General features: G+C 39.4%; 21 protein-coding genes. 15 read left to right on the top strand and 6 right to left on the bottom strand.

Going from position 1 to position 24047, the window contains the following annotated elements; translation table 11 throughout:
• Positions 1 to 34 precede the first annotated feature (34 nt).
• Positions 35 to 1369, top strand: a complete 1335-nt coding sequence (gene glnA / locus ACFPOH_RS05095; protein WP_342469772.1) for a type I glutamate--ammonia ligase — start codon at positions 35 to 37, stop codon at positions 1367 to 1369.
• A 78-nt stretch (positions 1370 to 1447) separates the two neighbouring features.
• On the opposite strand, the gene ACFPOH_RS05090 is transcribed toward glnA, so the two are convergent.
• The 5 genes from ACFPOH_RS05090 to ACFPOH_RS05070 form a co-directional block, all read right to left on the bottom strand.
• Positions 1448 to 3535, bottom strand: a complete 2088-nt coding sequence (locus ACFPOH_RS05090) for a hypothetical protein (RefSeq protein ID WP_390308975.1) — start codon at positions 3533 to 3535, stop codon at positions 1448 to 1450.
• 444 nt (positions 3536 to 3979) lie between these two features.
• The gene (locus tag ACFPOH_RS05085; RefSeq protein ID WP_390308974.1) at positions 3980 to 6217 is read right to left on the bottom strand and encodes a hypothetical protein; all 2238 of its coding nucleotides are present in this window, start codon (positions 6215 to 6217) and stop codon (positions 3980 to 3982) included.
• A 20-nt stretch (positions 6218 to 6237) separates the two neighbouring features.
• Positions 6238 to 6726 carry a prepilin-type N-terminal cleavage/methylation domain-containing protein gene (locus ACFPOH_RS05080; RefSeq protein WP_342469769.1) on the bottom strand — a complete coding sequence of 163 codons (489 nt, stop codon included), beginning with the start codon at positions 6724 to 6726 and terminating at the stop codon, positions 6238 to 6240.
• On the bottom strand, positions 6723 to 7220 hold the full coding sequence (locus ACFPOH_RS05075) for a type IV pilus modification PilV family protein (RefSeq protein WP_390308973.1): 498 nt from the start codon (positions 7218 to 7220) through the stop codon (positions 6723 to 6725). The genes ACFPOH_RS05080 and ACFPOH_RS05075 overlap by 4 nt, the downstream gene beginning before the upstream one ends.
• Before the next feature lie 304 nt (positions 7221 to 7524).
• A complete protein-coding gene (locus ACFPOH_RS05070) occupies positions 7525 to 7971 on the bottom strand; it encodes a hypothetical protein (RefSeq protein ID WP_390308972.1) in 447 nt (148 codons plus the stop codon).
• A 464-nt stretch (positions 7972 to 8435) separates the two neighbouring features.
• Between ACFPOH_RS05070 and ACFPOH_RS05065 the strand changes: the two genes are divergently transcribed.
• The 10 genes from ACFPOH_RS05065 (at position 8436) to ACFPOH_RS05020 (ending at position 19717) form a co-directional block, all read left to right on the top strand.
• Positions 8436 to 9779: a VanW family protein gene (locus ACFPOH_RS05065; RefSeq protein ID WP_342469766.1), complete on the top strand. Its 1344-nt coding sequence runs from the start codon at positions 8436 to 8438 to the stop codon at positions 9777 to 9779.
• Positions 9780 to 9796: 17 nt separating this feature from the next.
• The gene (locus ACFPOH_RS05060) at positions 9797 to 11458 is read left to right on the top strand and encodes a GspE/PulE family protein (protein ID WP_390308971.1); all 1662 of its coding nucleotides are present in this window, start codon (positions 9797 to 9799) and stop codon (positions 11456 to 11458) included.
• A 13-nt stretch (positions 11459 to 11471) separates the two neighbouring features.
• Positions 11472 to 12515 (top strand): type IV pilus twitching motility protein PilT, encoded by a 1044-nt coding sequence (locus ACFPOH_RS05055; RefSeq protein ID WP_390308970.1) that lies wholly within the window; start codon positions 11472 to 11474, stop codon positions 12513 to 12515.
• Positions 12512 to 13720, top strand: coding sequence for a type II secretion system F family protein (locus ACFPOH_RS05050; RefSeq protein WP_390308969.1), 1209 nt, complete (start codon positions 12512 to 12514; stop codon positions 13718 to 13720). Before ACFPOH_RS05055 ends, ACFPOH_RS05050 begins: the two co-directional genes overlap by 4 nt.
• A 52-nt stretch (positions 13721 to 13772) precedes the next feature.
• Positions 13773 to 14369, top strand: coding sequence for a prepilin-type N-terminal cleavage/methylation domain-containing protein (locus ACFPOH_RS05045; protein ID WP_390308968.1), 597 nt, complete (start codon positions 13773 to 13775; stop codon positions 14367 to 14369).
• Positions 14370 to 14503: 134 nt separating this feature from the next.
• A complete protein-coding gene (pilM, locus tag ACFPOH_RS05040) occupies positions 14504 to 15478 on the top strand; it encodes a type IV pilus biogenesis protein PilM (protein ID WP_390308967.1) in 975 nt (324 codons plus the stop codon).
• Positions 15478 to 16062 (top strand): PilN domain-containing protein, encoded by a 585-nt coding sequence (locus ACFPOH_RS05035; RefSeq protein ID WP_342469760.1) that lies wholly within the window; start codon positions 15478 to 15480, stop codon positions 16060 to 16062. The genes pilM and ACFPOH_RS05035 overlap by 1 nt, the downstream gene beginning before the upstream one ends.
• Positions 16059 to 16766, top strand: coding sequence for a potassium transporter (locus tag ACFPOH_RS05030; RefSeq protein WP_342469759.1), 708 nt, complete (start codon positions 16059 to 16061; stop codon positions 16764 to 16766). The genes ACFPOH_RS05035 and ACFPOH_RS05030 overlap by 4 nt, the downstream gene beginning before the upstream one ends.
• A 27-nt stretch (positions 16767 to 16793) precedes the next feature.
• Positions 16794 to 17546 carry a prepilin peptidase gene (locus ACFPOH_RS05025; RefSeq protein WP_342469758.1) on the top strand — a complete coding sequence of 251 codons (753 nt, stop codon included), beginning with the start codon at positions 16794 to 16796 and terminating at the stop codon, positions 17544 to 17546.
• Between the two features lie 1421 nt (positions 17547 to 18967).
• Complete coding sequence (locus ACFPOH_RS05020; RefSeq protein ID WP_342469757.1) at positions 18968 to 19717, top strand: gamma-glutamyl-gamma-aminobutyrate hydrolase family protein; 750 nt, start codon at positions 18968 to 18970, stop codon at positions 19715 to 19717.
• A 50-nt stretch (positions 19718 to 19767) separates the two neighbouring features.
• Here the strand turns inward: ACFPOH_RS05020 and lexA are convergent, their stop codons facing one another.
• Complete coding sequence (gene lexA, locus ACFPOH_RS05015) at positions 19768 to 20385, bottom strand: transcriptional repressor LexA (protein WP_342469756.1); 618 nt, start codon at positions 20383 to 20385, stop codon at positions 19768 to 19770.
• Between the two features lie 168 nt (positions 20386 to 20553).
• Between lexA and yneA the strand changes: the two genes are divergently transcribed.
• The 4 genes from yneA (at position 20554) to tkt (ending at position 23961) form a co-directional block, all read left to right on the top strand.
• Positions 20554 to 20886: a cell division suppressor protein YneA gene (yneA, locus tag ACFPOH_RS05010; RefSeq protein WP_342469755.1), complete on the top strand. Its 333-nt coding sequence runs from the start codon at positions 20554 to 20556 to the stop codon at positions 20884 to 20886.
• Entirely contained in the window at positions 20886 to 21542 is a 657-nt protein-coding gene (locus ACFPOH_RS05005; protein WP_342469754.1) for a YneB family resolvase-like protein, read from the top strand. Before yneA ends, ACFPOH_RS05005 begins: the two co-directional genes overlap by 1 nt.
• A gap of 64 nt (positions 21543 to 21606) precedes the next feature.
• Entirely contained in the window at positions 21607 to 21837 is a 231-nt protein-coding gene (locus tag ACFPOH_RS05000; RefSeq protein WP_342469753.1) for a DUF896 domain-containing protein, read from the top strand.
• Positions 21838 to 21966: 129 nt separating this feature from the next.
• Positions 21967 to 23961 (top strand): transketolase, encoded by a 1995-nt coding sequence (gene tkt / locus ACFPOH_RS04995; RefSeq protein WP_390308965.1) that lies wholly within the window; start codon positions 21967 to 21969, stop codon positions 23959 to 23961.
• Positions 23962 to 24047 lie beyond the last annotated feature (86 nt).

The raw sequence follows: 24047 nt of genomic DNA, 5'->3' as shown, positions 1-24047 counted from the left end.
TTATACTAAAGAATTTAAGTAGGAGAGTGGAATTGTGGGTCGATACACAAAAGAAGACATCTATCGATTGGTTGAAGAAAAGGAAGTAAAATTTATCCGACTACAATTTACAGATATTTTAGGAACAATTAAAAACGTTGAAATTCCTGTAAGTCAATTGGATAAAGCTTTGGACAACAAAATGATGTTTGATGGTTCATCCATTGAAGGATTTGTCCGCATCGAAGAATCTGATATGTATTTATATCCTGATTTAGATACATTCATGGTATTCCCTTGGACAACAGGAAAAGGGAAAGTGGCACGTTTTATTTGCGACATTTATACTGCGGATGGTGAGCCGTTCTTAGGAGACCCTCGTACAAATTTGAAACGCGTATTAAAAGAAATGGAAGAAATGGGCTTCAGTCATTTCAACTTGGGGCCTGAGCCGGAATTCTTCTTGTTCAAACTGGACGAAAACGGCGAACCTACGTTGGAAGTAAATGACCATGGCGGTTATTTTGACTTGGCGCCGACAGATCTTGGTGAAAACTGCCGTCGCGATATCGTCCTTGAATTGGAAGAAATGGGCTTTGAAGTGGAAGCTTCCCACCATGAAGTGGCTCCGGGGCAACATGAAATCGACTTCAAATATGCGGATGCAGTCACAGCTTGCGATAACATCCAAACATTTAAATTGGTGGTAAAAACAATTGCGCGCAAACATGGTCTGCATGCAACATTCATGCCGAAACCATTATTTGGTGAAGCCGGATCAGGAATGCACTGCAACGTTTCCTTATTCAAAGGTAAAGACAATGCGTTCTATGATCCAAACACTGAGCTTGGATTATCCGAAACGGCAATGCAATTCATGGCGGGCTTATTGAAACATGTGCAAAGCTTTACAGCCGTTACAAACCCTACAGTGAACTCTTATAAACGTTTAGTTCCCGGCTTCGAAGCGCCGGTTTATGTGGCTTGGTCCGCACAAAACCGTTCACCGTTGATTCGCGTCCCAGCTTCCCGCGGAGTTTCAACACGTTTGGAAGTGCGCTCCGTTGATCCTTCAGCCAACCCATATTTGGCAATGGCGGTGATTTTGGCATCAGGACTTGATGGCATTAAAAACAAATTGACGCCACCAGCTCCAATCAACCGGAACATTTATGTGATGACGGAAGAGGAACGCCGTGAGAACGGAATTGAAAACTTGCCGGGGCAATTGGATGATGCCCTCCGCTTGTTGGAGAAAGATGAAGTGGTGAAAAACGCCCTTGGACCACACATCTACCAAAACTTCAAAGAAGCGAAAGAAATCGAATTTGAAATGTATCGTTCCACTGTCCATCCTTGGGAGAGAGAACATTATTTGAAAATGTATTAATAAAATAATGTGAAATAAAAACATCCTGCTTTCGCTGGTTTAATGCGCAAAAGCAGGATGTTTTCGTTTTATGGGGCATCAATTTTCATATTTTCTCGAAACCATAATCGGTTTGAAAGAATCCAAATCGTGGTAGGTGATACCGATATTCTGCAACTTGTGGAAGGTTGTGACAATATCTTCGTCATAATCGATCATCAGTCTGGATTCGCTTTTTTCTTGTTCGCGGACACTCGGAAAGTTTCTTGTGAAGCCTGATTTGATGCTTGCTCTCTCGATGCTGCCTCGGATGCCTGTTAAAAATACATTTTTCCCGGCGACGCCTCCGTTGATTTTATAATTGGAGACCGTACCGTGCAACTCCACTTTCCCTTTTTGGGAATAAAGGAACATATTGATTTCTTGCTGTTTTTCATTGAAATAATCTTCTAAATTGTTTCCTTGGCTTGTTGCGTAGTTGTAGGTGATGTCGCCTGTAGCGAAGATGATCAATCCACTGTCGCCAGGAGTATTGATCAATACATGTTTCAAGTCCACGTTGCCATTCACAAAAAATATTGCATCCGCATTGATGATGGCCGGTTTCAATGGAGATCCGAGCACTCCGTTGATTTCAAGATCCCCATCGACAAAATACACGCCTTTAAATGTATGTTCGCCGCGATTGATATTGAGGGCTTTATTTGTGATGACACCTTTGTCCAAATAAAAGTTGCCATCAAATGTATGCTTGCCATCTTCTATTCGGATGGATGCCCGCGGAATTCCTTTCTTTTCTTCATAACTTTTGCTCTCATCAGGTTTTTCATCATCCGGATCGATGTTTATAACAGGTTTTTTGTTGGAAATATAGTAATTCCCTTTAAACGTGTTGCTTGAGTAAAGTCCGGTGATGATGATGTTGGAACCGTATAAATGGAAGTTCCCGTCCAGCGTATATTTTGTACGATCGATAAAATTGTTATTGCCTAATAATGCGGTCAATCTGAAATATTCGTTCCCATTTTCGCCCTTGATTTCATGGGTTTTTCCATCGATGATGGTTTGGATACCATATTTGAACCAAGTCGGCTTTTTGGCGTAGTAAGACGAATTTACAGGCAGCTTGTAAACCGAATATTCATTATCGTTTTTGATCACTTTTTGTGCAAGCGCCATTTTTCCGATATTGACCATATTTTCCACATCAAACGGCTCAGCTGTCCCCGTTTCCATCAGATCCGGCAGATCTTCATTGAATAAGTAGGAAGTGACATTCTTCACGGATTGTATATCATAAAGGCAATTGCTTTCCTTCATTTCATGGAAGTTATGTTTAAATACATCATTATAATTGACCCGGTCGAAGAACTTGTTGTCGCAGCCTTTCCAGTTGTCCAATGCTTCCGGTTTGATGACAAACAGCCGTCCGTTTGAAGGATTGACAAATAACTTTGCATTTTTCGATTCGGAAGGGAAAACCGTTTCCCCGCCAATGGCAGGGTATGTACTGTCTTTCCAACGTCTTTCAATCAGTGGGCTTGGTATGTATGCGCTGTTTGAGACGATGATATTTCCATCGGCTTTTACATCTCCATTGATGCTGACCCCGCCATTTAACATAAGGTTGCCATCGCCGCTTGTACTGACGGCATAATTCAGTATTTTCGGGACATCTGAGTATACGGCTCCGAGTTTGACTTCGGCAACGACCGTTTTTGTGGCATCGTTAGCCGTACCGACGCTTTTGAATTTCACAGTCCGGATGGTGTCAAGAGGATTGGCGGGAGTTTTTATGTAACATGCATCGTATTTTTTTTCACCGTTTTCATTCATAACATGGGTTCCTGAATCGCATTCATACTTCTGTAAAATATCATCAAATTTGTCGTTGAATGCGTTTATAAATTGCGACTTGCTGATGAAATTCAGCTTATAATACTTCTTTTTCGTGTCTTCCAGCACTTCTTCAATCGCTTGCTCCAATTCTTTGTTGATTTTTAAAGTGATATGGTCAATTCCGTCTTCTGCCAATTTGGCCGCCTGATTCGTTTTTTCCCGGTGTTCGTTGCGTGTGATCCCATTCATGGAAAAGGTGATCAAGGTTGTCCCGATAACCGTTGCAATCAACAACACCATGATGGTTATCACAAAGGCGTTTCCTTTTTGTGAGCGGAGGATTCTCATAAGTTATCTCCCTTCGAATGGATATTTATAGGGGAATGTTGATAAATTTTTTTCATTCTTCCAATCATATTATACTTATAAAAAAACAGATATCCTATAAAGATCTTGTGAAATTTTAGTATATTAAGATATAATTTGCTGTATGATTTTCAACTTATTTCTTGTGAAATGTTAAAATAAACATTGAATTTCTTTATCAAGTTATTATAACGATAAGTTTTTGTTTCAATGGATATATTATTACTATATTAATAAAACGAATCGGGTGGTTTTTATCTTATCGTTTTAATAATATCGTTTTGCAAACTCAATTGTCTTCACAAAAATAAGTATCAAAAATATACAAAAATTTTTTGTGATTAAAACTATTATATTAATTATACGATAACAATTTTCGGCATAATAATAATCCCCCAACCATAAAGTTGGGAGATTGATTTTAAATTATTTTCTTGATGTTATTGTCGTTGGTTCTAGGAAAAATTCATGATATTCAGGCATTGTAGAGTAGTCTTTTGTAAGTTTGACAAAAGTTTCCCACACTTTTGGGTCGTGCTCGATAATTAAACGTGAAGGTTTGCTTTCATCTTTAGGATTTTTGAACATATTCGGACCAAATAGAATTTTATCTACATCACCTCTTACGCCACTTAATATCACTTGGTTTGCTGCGATTCCGCCTTTTATATGAAATTTTGAGACAGTGCCATGCAGTTCGATTTTTTTGTCGGAATACAAGAAAGCATTTACAACAAAGGAGTTATCATTTGAGTAGGATTTTGTAATTCGGCTTCCTCGTTCTGAACTATATTGATAGATGATATCACCTGTTGCAAAGATGAGAATTTTATTATTATCATTCTTATTGTTTAATTGAGAGTCTTTTATATCGACATTTCCGTTAACAAAAAGTATAGCATTTCCATTAACCTTGGAGTTGAAAATTCTTACATCACCATCAATATAATAAACTCCATTTAAATTAAAATCATTGCTTCCTAAAAGACCAGGATCCAAATTTATGGCTTTTCCCTTTTGGATTAATCCTTCATTATCAAGGAGAAAATCGAGTAATCGTGTTTCATCAGGATTTTGTGAAGAACTTAATAAACCTAATCCTTTAAGCAATTCAATTACTAATTTTTTTTGCTCATTGTTATTATGAATATAATATTGTCCTTCTAATCCATTTGTTTCATTGTCAGCCAAACCTAAGATTTGTAGTATTAGATGAACTAAATCGTTTACAAGATCCAATAAGAAGGAATCTGAATCACCGTTTAATAATTTCTCGAGATGAGAACCTAAACCCACTATTGGTACAAGTTGGTCTAATAATTTTATTACATCTTTTGTAATTGAAGTATTAATGGTATCTATGCTGCTCTGGGTAGTAGTGATATAGCTGGTTCCTTTTAGTGTTTTATCAATAAGTAAGATATTTCCGTTTTTTACATTATAATTGTTATTTTTTGGATTAATATATTGCAATCCATTAAGTACTTTTCCATTTTGATTAACTATTTTCAATACATTGTCTTTACCGTTTGTTATGAAAGAGTTATCTCCAGCTATAGCAACTGATTCTAACTCTTTAACAGTGTTCTTAATTTTTACATTGCTTTTTCCTGTAAGAAAACTATTGATTTCCTCTATAGATTGTTTTTTATAAAAACATTTATCGTCATCAGTTTTATGTTCGTCAAAATTGTAAACTTGCAAGTCGTAATATGTAAAATAACGATCAGGTATGTTAAAATTTCCGAATGTGATAATTGATACAAGGTTAATAAGGCCTTGTGGGATGTCCCCTAATGCGTCCATCAAATCTCCTAATGATTTGATTAAACCATTAACTTCTTTGGAACGCTTACAATTACCATCAAATTCATATTTTTTCATTTCAAAGAGTGATTTGTCCGTATTCAAATAAATTTCCGCAGGTTTACCGTTAAATCCTGTAATTTCGGGATAAGTTGTTTCTTTCCATGGATTTCCGACATTATTTGCGTCTATTATAGGCGCATATGCACGATTGGAAACTGCAATATTTCCGTTAGTAAACACATTTCCTTTTATTTGTAAACCGCCGTTAAAAATTATACTTTCACTCTGAAAGTTTGGATCTCCCTTTGAAACGGTGCTCGGGTGAGTAGCCACGGCAAAGTCTAGAAAGCTGGGGTAATTTTTATATGTAGCACCGAATTTTGCTTTAGCGATTATTTCTTTTTCTTCATCATTTGCAATACCTGTACTTCTGATTGTAATTGGAACATAAAAATTATTCTTATCCAGTAATTTTTCTATGTCATTATCATTATATTCGATACAAGTGGAGTAATTTGTTTTTCCATCTTCATTATGTATAAAGTTTTTAGATGAACATTTATATTTACCTAAAATGTCTTTTTTATAACTTTCTTTAAAATTATTTAATGAAAAAGTAGGATTAATGCCAGGAGATGGGATTATACTTTCCAAATCCTTTTCCATACTGGCGATTAAATGCTCAATCCCGCTTTCCGCATTTTTTTTGGCCTGGTTATAATTTTCCCGGTGTTCATTTCGGGCGGTGCCGTTGATGGACATGCCGATTAACGTGAGCGCGATGACTGAACCGAGCATTAATACCATTATGGCAAAAAGCAGGGTGTTTCCTGTTTGGGATTTTATGTATTTCAATTATGTTCCCTCCTTAAAAACTAAGGTATAGAATGGACTTCTTTATTAAAAGTTTTGGATTTACCGTTGTATTCAAGGGTCAAAGTGATTTTATAGATGTTGTTTCTTTCTTTTACAATTTTTGTATTAGGGAAGTCGGAAATTTTGATGTCTGGATACGAGGATTCAATCTTTTCACCTCCGACATAGAGTGAAACCATTCCGTCATCCTTTTTAAATCCGGTGATGTTTGCCGGCGAATCTTTTTCGACGATATAATACCCTTCAGTCTCCGATTGAACGATTTTTTCCACATTGTTTTCACTAAGGGAAAAAATATAATTTGACAAATTCTCCAAATAGTAATCCGCGACATCCCGTACATTGGCGGAAGTGATTATTTTTTCTTTGTGATTAAAGAACATGCCAAATAACACATTGAAAGCCAAAAGGGCAATTATTGTACCCAACACCAATACCGCCAACACTTCTACTAATGTCATTCCCTTTGAATTCCAATTTTTCATCATAGTTCAACATATCCTTCTATTTCGCTTTTTCCAATCAAATCTTTGATGCTGGTTGTTCCATTCGTAATGATCTCCACCCGTTTTACTTTTACAACAACCGGTCTTAAGCCGAAATCGCTTATTTCTTGTTTGTTTGCTTTCCTCGCATAGGCGCTCACTTGATATGTTTCATGATTCATTTCAACAAAATAGCAATCTTTCCCATCGATTTTTTTGGTCGAAAGATTTTCCATATTAATGGAGCTTAAGGGGATTTCAACTTCCTGATCCGGATTGGAAGCTGTTTCGATTGCCTCTTTTACGATGTGATTTTCCGCTTTCAGCCGTTCCAAAATGGTTTCCGCCAAATCAATCACAACCAATTTTTCGTTATTAATCGAATTGGTCTTATTCGATTGAATAACGAGTTGGGCAACGCTTAATAAAACAATCGTTATGATAAGGAGGCTGGCGACCACTTCGACGAGGGTCAGCCCCTTTTCATTAAGCTTCATATTTTGCCACTCCTTAAGTCATAGTTAGTCGTAGTAGATAAAAAAATCAAACCAATAATGTGAAAATAGAAATAGAACAACTAAAATATAGTTTATTCCAAACAACAAATCTACTAGATTAAACAGAAATTGTTTTGAGATTCTTTGACAAAATGATTCTTTTATATTATTGCAAAAGAAACCAAGAAAATGTAATAGTCCGAAAGATATATTTATATATACCCTTTGAATAAAAAAACAAACCCTGCATCGCGAAAGGCAGGGTTTGTTCCGGTTTTACGGGAAGAGTTTAAGATTGATTTTCTTACTTTTCCCATTTCAATACATTTTGTTTTTCCACGATTAGAGCGCCGTTTTTCTTATCAAATATGGCTACAGTCACTACTGATAAATTTTCAAATTGCGCATGGGGCTTCATTTTTAATATTACGTAATATTCATCATCTTCATCATAATCTTTTTCAAAAGTGAAGATGGCGTATTCGCCTTCCTTTGGCTCGCGATAACCGATTGATTGTATCGCTTCAAACCGTTTCTCAAAAGGATATTCTTTTGCAACGGCATAAGCCTTATCCAATTCCGATTCCGCCACTTTGGTCGCCTCGGCAATCTCTTCTTCAGAAAATTCGATGTTTTGATCTTTGATTGTAAAATAAACAATCGCAACTGCAGAGATAAGAGAAATAATGACAAGAGTGATGACTGTGATGATGAGAGGTTTGCCGCCTCTTTGATTGGAAAGATATTTCATAAGTTACACCTACTTCGGTATGGAATGAAATCTATTTTCAATGTAAACGAAAACACAAAAAAATGCCAGTGGTGCAAAAAGAATGTCCCTTCATTGTCACAAATTTCGATTTAAAATTCATGATTTTCTTGGTTAGGCAAAAAATTGTAACAATTATGAAAAGGAATGTACAAAATTATATAAAAATAATAAAGTCTAAATGAATATAATGCTTAGTATAAGGGTACTATTATATTAAGTATAACATCAAATTCCAGTTTATGTAAAAATAATTAGTTAGTTGCACATGTTTCTGTCGGATTTTTAAAAAAATTTAATAAAATAGGAAAAAAGTATGATACAAAAGTTTGAAAATTATTGTATTCTTTTTTTGAGTTAGAAAAGGCAGGGAAAAATGGAATAAAAAATAGTATTTTTCAACTAAAAATAATAAAAAAATAACATAAAATAATGAGGTGGATAGTTTGAAAACTATAAAATCACGTAAAGCTTTCACCTTCGTCCTGGTGGCTGCTGTCTTGGTTTGCTTACTGATTCCGGCACAATCCTATTTGACAGCTTTTGCGGACGAGAAGCGATCGAATGGTTCTACCATTGGTGGCATTGATGTTTCCGGTCTGAAAGATCAGGAAATAAAAAAAGTGCTGGAAAATGCCATTGATGAATGGGCATCAGAGCCGATCGTCATCCGGGGTGGAGGTGAAGAACTGAGCATTGACCCGCAAGAAATCATATTTGATATTGATCGGGCGATCGATGAATATCGAGATTCAACAGATAAACCTTTCTATCTTTTTTGGAAATCAGAAGAGGTTGTACATATTCCGATACATATTTCAGATAGTGAATCTATCAAAGAACAAATATCATACATAACCATTTGGGATACGGAAGATACATATAAACGGGTTTTAGCGCAAGCATCATACTTGGAGTCTCATGAAATTGAGGCGGTTGTAACAGACACCACACAATTGGAGAATGAGAGAATCGCATTGTCCATTGAAAAAATTCCAGCCAATACAAAAGGTGTACAAGCATTGGCGGAAGAATTGAACGAATACATATTAGAGCCGAACGAAGCTTTTTCACTATTAACAGTGTTGGAAAATTTGACGGATTCCGCAAATACGGAAGGTTTAAATTTTGTCGGATCGATGATTTACAACACCGTTTTGCAGGCAAATATCGAAATTATGGAGAGACATGCCCAAAAAGAATTACCTGGTTATTTACAGCCGGGATTGAACGTCTCCGTAGATGCGTTCAGTGAGAAAGATCTGCAATTTATCAACGTATCGAAACATCCATATTTACTGAAAATGTCCGTCGAAGGAGAAAATTTAAAAGTAGAGTTGTATTCCAGTGTGAAAGATGTAACGGTTCGGGTTTCCGTTCAACAGCAAACGATTGCTCCCCGAATCATCAACAGATTTTCAAAAGATTTGCCGATGGGAAGTTCCAGATTGATTCAAGAAGGAAAACAAGGACTTCGGGTGACCGTTACAAGAACAATGACGGATAGCAACGGTGAAGAAAAAACTGAAGAAATTAGTCGTGATTATTATGCGCCGACAAACCGGATCGTGTTAAAATCAGCCATTCAACCGAAAGAATCGGCTGAAGAAGAAACGGGTCCAAATTCCGGCAACGTGGACAACTTGGATTTGGATGGAAACGGACTGCCTGATTTTGAACAAAACAACAATAAAACTGACGGCAATTCCAATCAAGACAAGGACAAAAATAAAGACGAATTACCTCCTGGAAGTTACTATGACAAGGGTGGGAATTTAGTAACTTCATAGAAAGCGAGGGGAAACATATGAAATATCGCAAGCGGCTCGGGGATTTGCTCGTTGAAGCAGGTGTCATAACACCCGGACAACTCGAATACGCATTGAAAAATAAGTCAAGCGATGAAAAGTTGGGAGATTTTTTAATCCGTGAAAATATATTGACAGAGCAACAACTGATAGAAGTGCTCGAATTCCAACTGGGTGTTCCCCATATCAACTTGAGCCAATATCCAATCGATCCGGAAGTGCTCCAACTCGTGCCGGCGGAATTGGCAAAAAGGGCGCAAGTAATGCCTATACGGCGGGATAAAAATAGATTGTTCATCGCCATGGCGGACCCGATGGACTATTTCGCCATCGAAGAAGTGAGGATGGCAACCGGGTGCCATATAGAGACGGGCATTGCGGCGAAAGACGATTTGTATCGAACGATTGCCAAATATTACGATTTGCAGGAATCAATGGATGCGGCAATGGCTGACATAAACATTGATGCGAACGAAGCGGCGGATACACAGATAACCGATGATGATTCACCCATTGTCCGCTTGGTGAATCAGTTGATTTCCAATGCGGTGTTGTTAAGGGCGAGTGATATTCACTTTGATCCGCAAGAAACGGATTTCCGTGTAAGGTACCGGATTGACGGGGTTCTCAGAACTGAACGTTCAATCCCGAAACATATGCAAAATATGATTACAGCCCGCATAAAAATCATGGGGAATTTAAATATTACGGAAAATCGCATTCCGCAAGACGGCCGCATTAAAACGACGATCAATTTCCGACCGGTGGATATCCGGTTGTCGACATTGCCCACAATTTACGGAGAAAAAATTGTGATGCGGATCCTCGATTTGAGCAATGCGGCAACAAGCATCGATAAATTGGGATTCAGCAAACTGAATGAACAATTGTTCAGAAACATGATATCCAAACCGAATGGCATCGTATTGATCACTGGCCCTACCGGTTCCGGGAAATCGACGACATTGTACGCGGCCTTATCTGAACTGAACAAAGAAGGCGTCAATATCATTACCGTTGAAGATCCGGTGGAATACCGATTGGAAGGAATCAATCAAATTCAAGTGAAAGAAGAAGTGGGATTGACCTTTGCGGCAGGATTGCGTTCCATTCTCCGACAAGACCCGGACATTATTATGATAGGAGAAATAAGGGATTTGGAAACTGCGCAAATTGCAACCCGGGCATCGCTGACCGGACACTTGGTTTTAAGCACGCTCCATACGAACAATGCCGTTGAATCGATTTCCAGACTGGAAGATATGGGCATTGAATCGTTCTTGATTGCATCTTCCGTAGTTGGTGTAGTGGCTCAACGTTTAGTAAGACGGGTTTGCCGTGACTGTGCGGAAACGGTGCCGGCAACCTCGAGGGAAAAGGAACTGTTTGCCAAAGAAGGTTTGCAGATTGAGAACGTGCTCAGGGGGCGCGGCTGTCCTGCCTGCAACCATACAGGTTATAAAGGAAGAATTGCGATTCATGAAATATTGCCGATAGATCGGACGGTAAGAGAATACATATCACAGCGGAAAGGGATTGCGGCGATAATGGCTTACATGAAGCACGAAGGTTATCGCACTTTGCTAGGAGACGGTTTCTTGAAAGTATTGGATGGATTGACAACAACAGAAGAAGTATTACGCGTGGCAACGGTTGAATAGAAAGGGATGAGCTATGAATATTTCAATAGAAGATATTCTGAGAAGCGCTTTTGAAAATAATGCTTCGGATATACATATCACTGTCGGAACACCGCCGATTTTCCGGATCCACGGAATGTTGGAGAAATTTGGGGATGTGGAATTCTCTGCCGAAGAAATTGAAGAGATGGTCAATCAGCTTTTGCCCAAGTACAAGTTGAAGGGATATCGAATAAAAGGTGATGCCGATTTTAATTATACATACAATGAAAACGTTCGATTCCGTGTAAATGTTTATAAACAGCGAAATGCGCCGGCAATCGCATTCCGGTTGATTCCTACCAAAATTCCGACGATTAGATCTTTGGAAATGCCAAAAGTGCTATTTGATTTGGCAGAAAGAGCACAAGGGCTTGTATTGGTCACAGGTCCTACAGGTTCCGGGAAATCTTCGACCTTGGCGGCAATGATCAATCATATTAACGAAACAATGAAAAAACATATTATCACCCTTGAAGATCCAATTGAATTTATTCATTCTCACAAAAATTCGATTGTGAATCAACGGGAAGTCGGTACAGATGTAAGAAATTTCGCCACCGGCTTAAGAGCGGCGTTGCGGCAAGACCCGGATGTGATTCTCGTCGGGGAGATGAGGGATTTGGAAACCATCTCAACGGCAATCACGGCTGCGGAAACCGGACATTTGGTGTTTGGAACTCTTCATACATTGGATGCGCCGTCCGCGATCAATCGTATCATCGACGTCTTTCCGCCCCATCAGCAAAATCAGATTCGTTCGCAATTGGCCAGTGTATTGGAAGGCGTCATTTCACAGCGTCTGTTCGTCAGAAAAGATAAAAAAGGCCGTGTGGCGGCAACGGAAATTCTTGTTGCCGTGCCATCTGTAAAAAATTTAATACGCAGTAAAAAAATTGAACAAATCCCAAATATTATGCAAACAAGCCGGGCGTTGGGTATGCATACGATGCAACATTCAATCCAGGAATTGCTTTCAAAAGGGCAAGTGTCGTTGGAAGAAGTCAAACCATACATGAACGTTGGTGATTACCGGTGACCATTTACAGGTATGTTGGAAGGACGAGAAGGGGAGAGTTGACGAAGGGGAAAATTGATGCCCCGAGCAAAAAAGCGGCAATCGCAAAGCTCAGGGAGCGGGGCATCAATCCCCGGGAAATCAATGAATCTTCGAACATTCTTGACAAAGAATTCAATCTGGGCAGATCAAAAGTAAAAAATCAGGATTTCGTCATTTATTGCCGTCAATTTGCCACATTGATCCGGGCGGGGGTTTCAGTCGTTGAAGCGACGAATATATTGGCCCGCCAAACGAGAAGCAAACCGTTAAAGAGGGCATTGGAACAGGTGGAGGAAGATCTCCGGTCGGGTCTCTCTTTTTCGAAAGCGACGAAAAAACATCCAAAAGTGTTTCCGGATTTGTTCGTCAACATGATGATGTCCGCTGAAGCGACCGGAAACCTGGATACGATTTTGGAAAAATTGGCGACAACATTTGAAAAGCAGTACAGCTTGAAGAAAAAAGTGCAATCTTCCATGACATATCCGTTGGTATTGCTCGTACTGACCATCGTGGTAGCCGTATTTATGATGGTGGTCATAGTCCCATCTTTTATCGAGTCCTTTGAGTCGATGGGTGCCGAGCTGCCGGCCATTACGATCTTCACCATCAAAATCAGCGAAATATTGCAACATTATTGGTGGAGCGTGCTGGGTGCGATTCTTCTCATTGTATTGGTGTTTTACTTCCTATATAAAAATAACGGGAAATTTCACTATGGTGTGCATTATACATTGTTAAGAATTCCGATTTTCGGACCATTATTGCAAAAGTCCGCACTTTCAAGAATGATGTCCAACCTTTCTTCATTATTCAGCAGCGCCGTACCGATTTTGGAATGTTTGACGATTGTGGAAAAGGTGATCGGCAATCCGGTCATTGGGAAAGTGATTCGGGATGCCAGAAAAAGTTTGGAGAAAGGGAGTTCATTGGCAGAGCCATTGGAAAATAGTTGGTTATTTCCACCGCTTGTCACGTCGATGGTACATATCGGGGAAACAACAGGTACACTCGATTTTATTCTCCAAAAGGTTTCGGAATTTTATGAAGCGGAAGTGGATCGAAGTGTCGATACATTAAAGTCGTTGATAGAGCCGGTTATGATCCTGTTCTTGGCCGTGATTGTCGGTGGAATAGTTGCAGCGGTCTTCTTGCCGATGTTCAGCTTGTATGAACAAATGTAATGGAAATAGAATGGAAAAATTATTCAAACCCTTTTAAGGAGGTGAGAAACAGTTGAAAGAATCATCTGTACATAATCAAAACGAATTACATACAAATTCTGGAGGAGGATTTTCTATGATGAAATTATTGAAAAAACGTTTGAAAAATGAAAAAGGTTTAACGTTGATTGAATTATTGGCAGTAATTGTAATTTTGGCGATTGTTGCCGCCATAGCAATTCCGGCAATCGGAAATATGCTTGAAAATTCACGTTACAATGCGGCGAAATCTGATGCGATCAATATTATTAATGCAGCTAATTTATACTTTACAGAAGAGGGTTCATCGAATGGGGAAAAAGTAACAGTTAAAAAGTTATTAGAAGATAACTATTTAGATACTGCAGGAGTATTTGAGAAAGGGGATAATGAAAAGAATATTGGTTTATATGAAGTTACAAGAGCTTCAGGTGGGAATACTTTATATGCATCTGACGTGATATTCTCAGGAAAGAAAAAAGTTAAGTTTAATAATGTAACGATTCAAGATATTAATAATGACGATAAGAAAGGTAGTGAAATTACAGCTAGCGGTCATACTATCGAAACAAGAGGTACCGGAGGCTCTGGTGGTGAAGACGGCTCTGGTGGTGAAGACGACTCTAATTAATACTATTTAATTAGCCACTTTATAATTAGTTTTTCAAAGAACACCTAACGTGGTCGTTGGGTGTTCCATTGAGAAACTAATGAATTCATAATCATGTTCATTAGTTGACAATTTTATCAAAAGGAGCCCTGCGTATGTTTAGACGAAATAAAAAGTCGAATGTTTCCGTTGAAATCAACGATTACGTACTTCGCTCCCTCGTAATGAAGGGCCCGGATCTATCGCAGGCGGAAGTATTTGAAATTGCCATACCGGAAGGGGTGATTGCCGAGTCCGAAATAAAAGATGAGGTGGCTTTGTTTGAAGTGTTCAAACAGTGCCATTCATTATGGGGTGGAAAAAAACAGGAGATCCGTATGATCGTTCCGGATTCTATCATTCTATTGAAAACATTTGATCATCCGGACGATGTGGAACCTTCAAAATTGAGGGAATATGCGGAAATGGAGATTGGCTATTCGATTCACCTTCCATTTGATGATCCGTTGATCGATGTATTTGACCCGGTGGAAGGGGACGGCAAGGCCATGATGTTTGCCGCCAACTCCGAACCGGTGAACCAATACATAAATTTGCTTTTGGATATACATACGTACCCGGAAGCTGCGGATGTCCGGGCCCTCTGTAATTTGAGATTGCTCGAATCCATGAACCTTTTGGATGACACAAAAACCTATCTGCTTACAAATTGGCTGATCAATGAATTGTCCATTACCATTTATTCAAAAGGGAATGTTGAATTCCAAAGATTTCAGCCGCTGGATACAGATTTGAGCAAATGGAAGGCGAAGGAAGCGGGTGAACATCAATTGGATTTCTCCTATTTGGGAGAGTTTGATGAATACCGCATGCTGATTACCGATCAAATGTTGGAGCTGGAGCGAATTATGGATTTCTTCCGTTTCTCCATCAGCAAGGAACAAAATGGAATCGATGAAATCATCGTTATGGGGGACAATCCGAATCTCAATAACATCCATTCCCATTTGAAGCAAAATTTCGAGTTGCCAATCAAACTCATTAATGACCAATTCATGAAAAAGCATTATCCAGGATTCAAGGCAAAACATGCAGCATTACTTGGACTTGCCTTAAAGGAGGTTAAATGATGATACCGGATATTAACCTGTTGCCGAAAGTTGATCGAAGGCAGTCCACATCCAAAACTGTATACATTGTATTATCCATTATCGCGTTGCTCTTTGTTGCATTCTTTGTGTTCCAGTATTTTAATTATCGTGGTGAAATTGCCGATTTGCGGAGCGAGGAGCAGCGGGTGATTGATGAGCGGAATCGGCTTCAAGCGGAACTGGACAGCATATCGGTTGACACTGGTTCATTAAAGCAATCGGTTGATTTTGTCGAAGCGATTTCTTATCCGGTTTCACCGATTCTTGATGAAACGATTCGTTTGCAGCCCGGACATTCTTATTTGAGGGAATATGCCTTTGATGCGCAAACGGCGGAAGTGTCCATGGATTTTGAAACATTAAGTGATATTTCCAAATATTTATCCCGATTATCAAGCAGTACATATTTCTTTGATGCACAAGTTTCATCCATAGAGCATTTTGAGCTTGGCAATCAGGAAGTGGAAGGGAAAGCGAATTTCAATGAAATTCCACGTTATGCGGTCAAATTTACTTTGTTGATCAATCAAAATGCTTTAGCTGCTGGAGGTGGTAACCAATGAAGTCATTAAGTGGGAAAAATTCGACCACTTTATTGTTGATCGTCCTCATAGCAGCACTGTTATTTGCTTTCTACTATTATATAATTCTGCCGAAAAAAGAAGAGGTTGAATCTCTTGAATCGTCCATTGAATCAACCCGCTCGGAAATATCATCGCTCGAGCAGCAAATCGAGGAGATCAACGCATCGAAAAACCTCGATCAGGCAACAATTTTTGAAATGCGGAAAAAAGTGCCTCAAACAAGAAACTTGGACGATTTGGTATTAAATATAGAAGAAACTCAATACGTCTCAGGAACAAAAATTTTATCCATCGATTTTAACAACTATGATACGCTTGTTGCTGATTCCGGATTTGACCGGCCGGATGCTTCTGCCGAAGAGGATGAAAGTGATGGGGAAAATGAAGGAACATCTCAAGGAGAAAACGAAGAAGAATCAGATGAAGCACCAGTTTCTCCGATCGATAATGAATCCTTGCCGCCAGAATTGAAATTAATCACCTTTGAAATTGACGTACAATCTCCGGACTTTCAGCATTTAGTAAACTTTATTAAAGAAATTGAAAAAATTGAACGTATCATGCACATCGATATCATCGATTTTTCATTGCCAGGTGAAGAAAATGAATTCGCCGAAAATCCGGAAGACAGCATCGAAGCAACAATCCAAGTGACAACCTTCTATTATGAAGGGGATGTGTAATCGATTGGAATTGTGAGGAGCGCTTTTATGGATATTTTGTATTCTGTTTTTTTCTTCCTGTTTGGGATTGTGCTAGGCTCGTTTTATAACGTTGTGGGACTTCGTGTTCCGTTAAAGGAGTCCATCATTACGCCGCCGTCCCATTGTCCGAAATGTCAAAGACGGTTAACCGCCATCGATTTGATTCCGGTGTTTTCATACATTTTTTTACATGGAAAATGCCGGACATGCGGCGCCAAAATATCACCCATTTATGTAGCAACAGAGCTACTAACCGGAGTGCTTTTCGTATGGAGTTATCTGTTGCTTGGACTATCGATTGAACTGGCCGTTGCACTCTTTTTCATTTCATTATTGGCCATAATCGTCGTTTCGGATATTCAATACATGATCATTCCAGATAAAGTGCTTCTTTTCTTTCTGCCTTTTCTGATCATCGGCCGTATCGCTTCCCCCCTTGAACCGTGGTGGGATTCCCTCCTCGGTGCTGCGGCCGGATTTGGCATTTTATATTTCATTGCTGTGATCTCAAAAGGCGGAATGGGTGGAGGCGATATTAAGCTGTTTTTCTTAATTGGGCTGGTTTTGGGAACCGTGAAGACATTGCTCGCATTGTTTTTGGCCAGTGTTATTGGCGTGATTGTTGGAATCATTGTAATCAAAGTTCGCAAGCAAAGCCGCAAAGTCCCGGTTCCTTTTGGGCCATCCATTGCCGTTGCGGCCATCATTGTATATTTTTACGGCGATGCAATGATCCGATGGTATTGGAATTTGTTTTAAAGTGTAGAAACCTCTGCTGATTTGGAGCTTTAATAATATGGTGGATAATGGATAGATGATGAATCCGCATCCCAAAAGTTGGACTGGAAAAGCTGACTTTTGGGGTGTTTTTTTATTGGAAAATGCAATGGTGTGAATTTTGAAGGGTTTCCGGAAAAATTCAAAAAGCGGATAAGCGGTGAAACGAAAATCAGAAGTTTATGCTATTCGTTGAAGATGGGCAGGGCTAATAAGATTTGAAGACAAAAAGAAACGGATACCGAATAAAATTTCCATGTTGACATTATAAGCGTAAAAATGGTAAAAACAATAAAGAAAGCGTAATATTGTAACAGAAAATTCATATGGTTTGATGAGCTAACCAAAGATGATAAAGTAATGTTTCTCTATGAATAGTCATAAAGAATTATGTTGTTGGGAGATTTTTCAAAAATAATAGTAGCTGGTACAAGCCCCAACCTCTCCGATAGGGACTTTATACCAGCAAACTGATTGGATTGTGTAATTGGAACACTGATTTTAAGGGTAACTGCCCTTTCTCTGTTCTTTGATCCTTTTAAAGGATGTTATGTATAAAAGGGAACTTGTTATAAATTGGAAAGAGAGACAGTATTCAACTTACGGCCTTTGTCAATCAGAAAAGGCTCTTCAAACATGGTTCATAAAAAATTCAAAAATATGATGATGAAGGATTTACTATGCAAGATGAATTTTGTCGACATCATTTGCATGTTGACCTGAAAAGAAAATTAGCCGGCATAAGTTCATCCCATATCTTACTTATGCCAGCTAAAAGCTTAAGCTGGGTATTCCAAATTGAAATAAAGAACAGCTTGTCCAGAAAGCTTATAAAGAAACTTTCTGTTTGTCAGGATTAAAGAAGACCGCCTAAAAGGCTGTTAAGTAAACCAAGTACTAATTGTAATAAGTTTCCTACTAATTCCATGACTACACCTCCCAGCATTATGTATAGCCTGTCTTACTTTTGTCGAAGAATGATCTTCGAATCGGAGTAGTACAGACATCTTACATAATGAATATAAAATTTCTCAATATTACCGTCAATGGTATAAAATTACTTAATAGTATTTATGGATAAATAGTAACTTTTTCTAAAAATCCAAAAGGCCGCACGACCTATTATTTTTGATGAACTGGTTATATTATAATAAAAAACTATTAATTAACAGAATTATTAGTGATTGAAAAAGAAATATCTTTAAATATTGCTATAGTGAAAATAATAATTTATGGAATTGGAAGATGCTCTTTTCCCATTGTAAGCAGAAAGCTCTATTCCGGTCCGAATCTCTATTAGTAAAAATGAATCTTTTTTCTGTCAAACCTTTGTCACTATGAAGCAAAAGATGTCGAAAACAATCGGAATATGCAGCATTTAAAGTAAGAAATGTTCAAACTCTTTGCCTTTGGTCAGGAATATTTTAGCCATAAAGGAGGAAACCTGCATAAAACCGATAATTGGCATCACGTTGGATTGGGATGATGGGATATATAAGGTTAATGAGGCGTACGTGAAAGCGGTGGTGGATGCGGGAGGAGTCCCAGTCTGCCTGCCATATGCCGAAGAATCGGCTGGCGACCGGATGATTTGTACAATTGATGGGTTATTGCTTACCGGCGGAGGGGATATCAATCCAATTTTCTTTGGAGAAGAACCGCTTCCAAAGTTGGGAAGGGTCTTCACGAAACGGGATGAACGGGAAATCCAATGGACAAAACTGGCGATCCAACACCATATTCCGATTCTTGCCATTTGCCGTGGTTTGCAAGTATTGAATGTGGCGCTTGGGGGAACCATTTACCAGGATATTTATGATCAATTGGAAGGAAAGGTTCTCCTTCATTCCCAAACCTCTCCCCGCTTTGAAACGTCCCATTTTGTACAGCTTCAAAAACAAAGCCGATTGAGCCGAATTGTTCAATCGGACAAAATCTCAGTAAATTCCTTCCATCATCAGGCGATTAAGGATGTTGCGGCAGATCTCAGGGTTGTCGGAGTATCAAGCGATGGCATAGTGGAAGCGGTGGAACATCAAACGGCTCCGTTCTGTCTGGGCGTTCAATGGCATCCGGAACAATTGGCCATTTGCGGCGAAGAGGTTTCAAAGAAGTTATTTGAAGCATTTGTTCATGCCTGTAGAAAAAAATAAAATAAAAAAACTCGCATTCCAATTAAGAGATTGCGAGTTTTTTTATTTCATTAATGAAATCTTCGGTACAAACCAACAACGATTCCCAAGATGGTCACTTTATCCACAATAATCGGATCCATCGCCGAGTTTTCCGGTTGAAGGCGGAAGTGGTCTTTTTCCTTATAAAAACGTTTCACGGTCGCTTCATTTTCTTCGGTCATGGCAACTACAATATCCCCATTATTCGCAGTGGATGTTTTCTTTACAATGACATAATCCCCGTCCAAAATCCCTGCTTCAATCATCGAATCCCCCATCACTTCCAACATGAATAATTGATCGTTGCTTGTTCCGTATGCGTCAGGTAAAGGAAAGTATTCCTCGATGTTCTCGATCGCTGTAATTGGGCTTCCGGCAGTCACCCGGCCAACCAATGGCACATGAATTACTGATTGTTTTTGCGGTTCTTCTTCACCATCCAATATTTCAATCGCCCGAGGTTTTGTCGGGTCTCTTCGGATATATCCTTTTTGTTCCAGGCGCGTAAGGTGACCATGTACTGTTGAGCTGGAGGCAAGCCCAACCGCCTCACCTATTTCCCGAACGGATGGAGGATATCCTTTTGCCCGAACTTCCTTCTTTATAAATTCCAAAATATCTCTTTGCCTTTTTGACAGCTTTTCCATCGTGGTCACCTCTAATGTGAATAGTTTTACATATTTTACATATAGTATAGCAATGAATCTCGGAGAATGCAAACACAAGTTCGAAAAACACTCTTGACAAAAACGTACGTTCGTATTAAAGTAAGAACAGATATTCGGAACAAACATTCGTAAAAGGGGAAGAAAATTATGGCTTGGTTAAAAAGAAATCATTACTTAAAAGTGCTGATTATTGTTTCTTTAATCATAATTGCTTATATTTTTATTACAGATGAAGGGGAATTGACTTTCGAACAAATTACAATCAAAGAAGGCGATACCCTTTGGACATTGGCGGATCGCTATAAAGGAAATTTGACGAAAGAGGATTGGATTCGGATGGTGGCGGTTGAAAACAATCTTGACGGAGAACATATCATTGCCGGAGAAACGTTGATGATCCCGGTTCCGAAAGATGCGATCTATATTGCCATTAATGAAGAGGATGAAATTCAATCAGTAAAGGTAGCGAGCAAACGATAATGGGAAATAACAAGGCGGTTATTTATGCAAGAGTAAGTACGGAAAAAGCTGAACAGGAAACTTCCCTGGAACGGCAAAAGGAAGAGCTTTCACGATATGCCCGAAGTTTGGGCTTTCGTGTGGATAATATATTTGAAGATTGCCACAGCGGTTATGATGTTGATCGTGATGGACTGCTTGAAATGCTGGATTATATTTCGGAAAATGAAATTTCTGCTGTCTTCGTACAGGATGAAACCCGATTAGGCCGTGGACATGCCCGGGTAGCGGTACTGCATTTGCTTAAAAAAAGCGAGACGGATGTATATTCCCTTAATGATGCCGGTCCATTGAAATTGAACGAAATGGACGAAATGCTGTTGAAAATATTAGCGATTGTAGAGGAGTATCAACGGAAAATACATAATGCAAAAATTCAGCGGGGAATGCGCCGGGCCGTTGAAAACGGATATCGTCCCGAACGGAATTTCAAAAATAAACATAATCGTGAGGGAAGGGGCCGGATTGAAGTTCCTGTTGAAGAAATTGTCAAGCTGCGGGAAAAGGGGTTGACATTTCAAGAAATTGCATCCACTTTAAGAGGATTGGGATATGATGTGAGCAAAGCAACCGTTCACCGCAGATATATGGAATATAAAGAAAGACTTGAAGGCTAATCTGCTTGCACTTCGGGTCTTTTTTTCATATTCTTTTTGTATTGAAAGGGAAAGGTGTGATTGAATGTTACCAAAAGAAAAGATCGACCGTATCAATGAATTAACAAGAAAAGCAAGAGAGGGCAAATTGACGGAAGAGGAAGCAAAAGAGCGAACATTGCTTCGGAAGGAATATTTGGAGTCTTTCCGGGAATCTTTCAGAAAGACCATCGAAAACGTGCAAATTTTTGATATTGAAGGAAATGATGTTACACCGGAAAAAATAAAACAACTTCGCCGCAACCGATTAAATTGACGAAGTCCTGGTGATGTCAAATAAATGTAAGCTAACACACAATATTCCTAAAAAATAGATTGTTTTCTATGGAAATGTTGTCTAAACTGAATACGGAACTATTTTTAGCACGAGAAAGGATGTCAAAAAATGACAACTACAGCGGATTTATTAGCAATTAATGCAATCCGAACTTTATCCATTGACGCGATTGAAAAAGCGAACTCAGGGCATCCAGGACTTCCAATGGGTGCGGCTCCAATGGCTTATACATTGTGGACGAAACAAATGCGCCATAATCCGAAAAATCCGAATTGGTTCAACCGCGACCGTTTCATTCTTTCCGCAGGTCATGGATCCATGTTGTTATACAGCTTGCTTCATTTAAGCGGATATGGCTTGGACATGGAAGAAATTAAAAACTTCCGCCAATGGGGTTCAAAAACGCCAGGGCATCCTGAATACGGCCATACTGTAGGAGTGGAAGCTACGACTGGTCCCCTTGGACAAGGCATTGCGATGGCAGTAGGTATGGCAATGGCTGAGCGCCATCTCGCAGCGATGTACAACAAACCGGGGTACGATATAGTCGACCATTATACCTATGCCCTTTGTGGTGACGGAGATTTAATGGAAGGTGTCGCTGGCGAAGCGATTTCATTGGCCGGACATCTGCAACTTGAAAAATTGATCGTCCTTTACGATTCCAATGACATTTCATTGGACGGCGACCTTTCAAAAGCGTTTTCTGAAAATATTCAAAAACGTTTTGAAGCGTGCGGCTGGAATTACTTGCGTGTGGAAGATGGCACAGATGTGGATGCCATCAATGAAGCCATTGCAAAAGCGAAACAATCCAAAGGGAAACCTACATTAATTGAAGTTAAAACAATCATTGGCTACGGTTCACCAAATAAATCAGGCAAATCCGACGTCCACGGTGCGCCATTAGGAGCGGACGAACTTAAATTGACGAAGGAATTTTACGGCTGGAACCATGAGCCATTTGATATTCCGGAAGAAGTTTACGAAACATTCAAAACGGCCATAGAAGCAATTGGAGTACAAGCTGAGGCTGAATGGAATGCAACATTTGAAAAATATCAAAATGAGTATCCGGAACTTGCAAAACAGTTCATTCAAGCAATGAATAGTGAACTTCCTGAAGACTTTGATGCAGAGCTTCCTGTTTATGAAGTTGGCAAATCCATTGCGACCCGCTCTTCTTCCGGTGAAGCGATCAATGCTTTAGCGAAAAAAATCCCATACTTCTTCGGTGGAAGCGCCGATTTGGCAGGTTCCAACAAAACAACAATCAAAGGCGGCGGCGACTTCTCAGCACAATCGCCGGAAGGGCGCAATATTTGGTTTGGTGTTCGGGAGTTTGCAATGGGCGCTGCATTAAACGGAATGGCATTACACGGCGGATTACGCGTATTTGGAGGTACATTCTTTGTATTTTCCGACTATGTTCGTCCAGCTGTCCGTTTGTCCGCATTAATGGGATTGCCGGTCACTTATGTGTTCACTCATGATTCCATCGCTGTTGGTGAAGATGGCCCAACCCATGAGCCGATTGAACATTTGGCTTCATTCCGTGCAATGCCGAATGTTTCAGTGATTCGCCCGGCGGATGCCAACGAATCCCGTGAAGCATGGAAACTGGCGATTCAATCAAAAGACCAACCAACAGTCCTAGTATTGTCCCGCCAAAACTTGCCTGTGCTTGAGAATACGGCAACATTGGCGAAAGATGGCGTTGCAAAAGGTGGTTATGTCGTATCACCGGCAACGAAAGAAACACCGGATGCAATCTTAATTGCCACTGGTTCCGAAGTTTCTTTGGCTGTTAAGGCCCAAGAAAAGTTGCGTGAAGAAGGAATCGATGCATCGGTTGTATCCATGCCTTCCATCGACCGTTTTGATAAACAATCCGATGAATATAAAGAGTCCGTATTGCCTAAAGCCGTGACAAAACGCTTGGCGATTGAAATGGCTTCTTCATTGGGTTGGCACAAGTACGTCGGCACTGATGGAGACGTGCTTGCCATCGACAAGTTCGGTGCGAGCGCTCCTGGGGAAGTTGTGATGGAAAAATACGGATTCACTGTTGAAAATATCGTGAATAAAGTAAAATCCTTATAAAAATATAAAGAGCATCTCCATTGAGGGGATGCTTTTTTTATTGAACAAGCAATATTGAATAGCTATTATTTTAAAATTATTTTAAA

The sequence above is a fragment of the Ureibacillus suwonensis genome (assembly GCF_042655065.1).
Classification (GTDB): Bacteria; Bacillota; Bacilli; order Bacillales_A; family Planococcaceae; genus Ureibacillus; species Ureibacillus suwonensis.
This window is presented reverse-complemented; position numbering and strand designations above follow the sequence as displayed.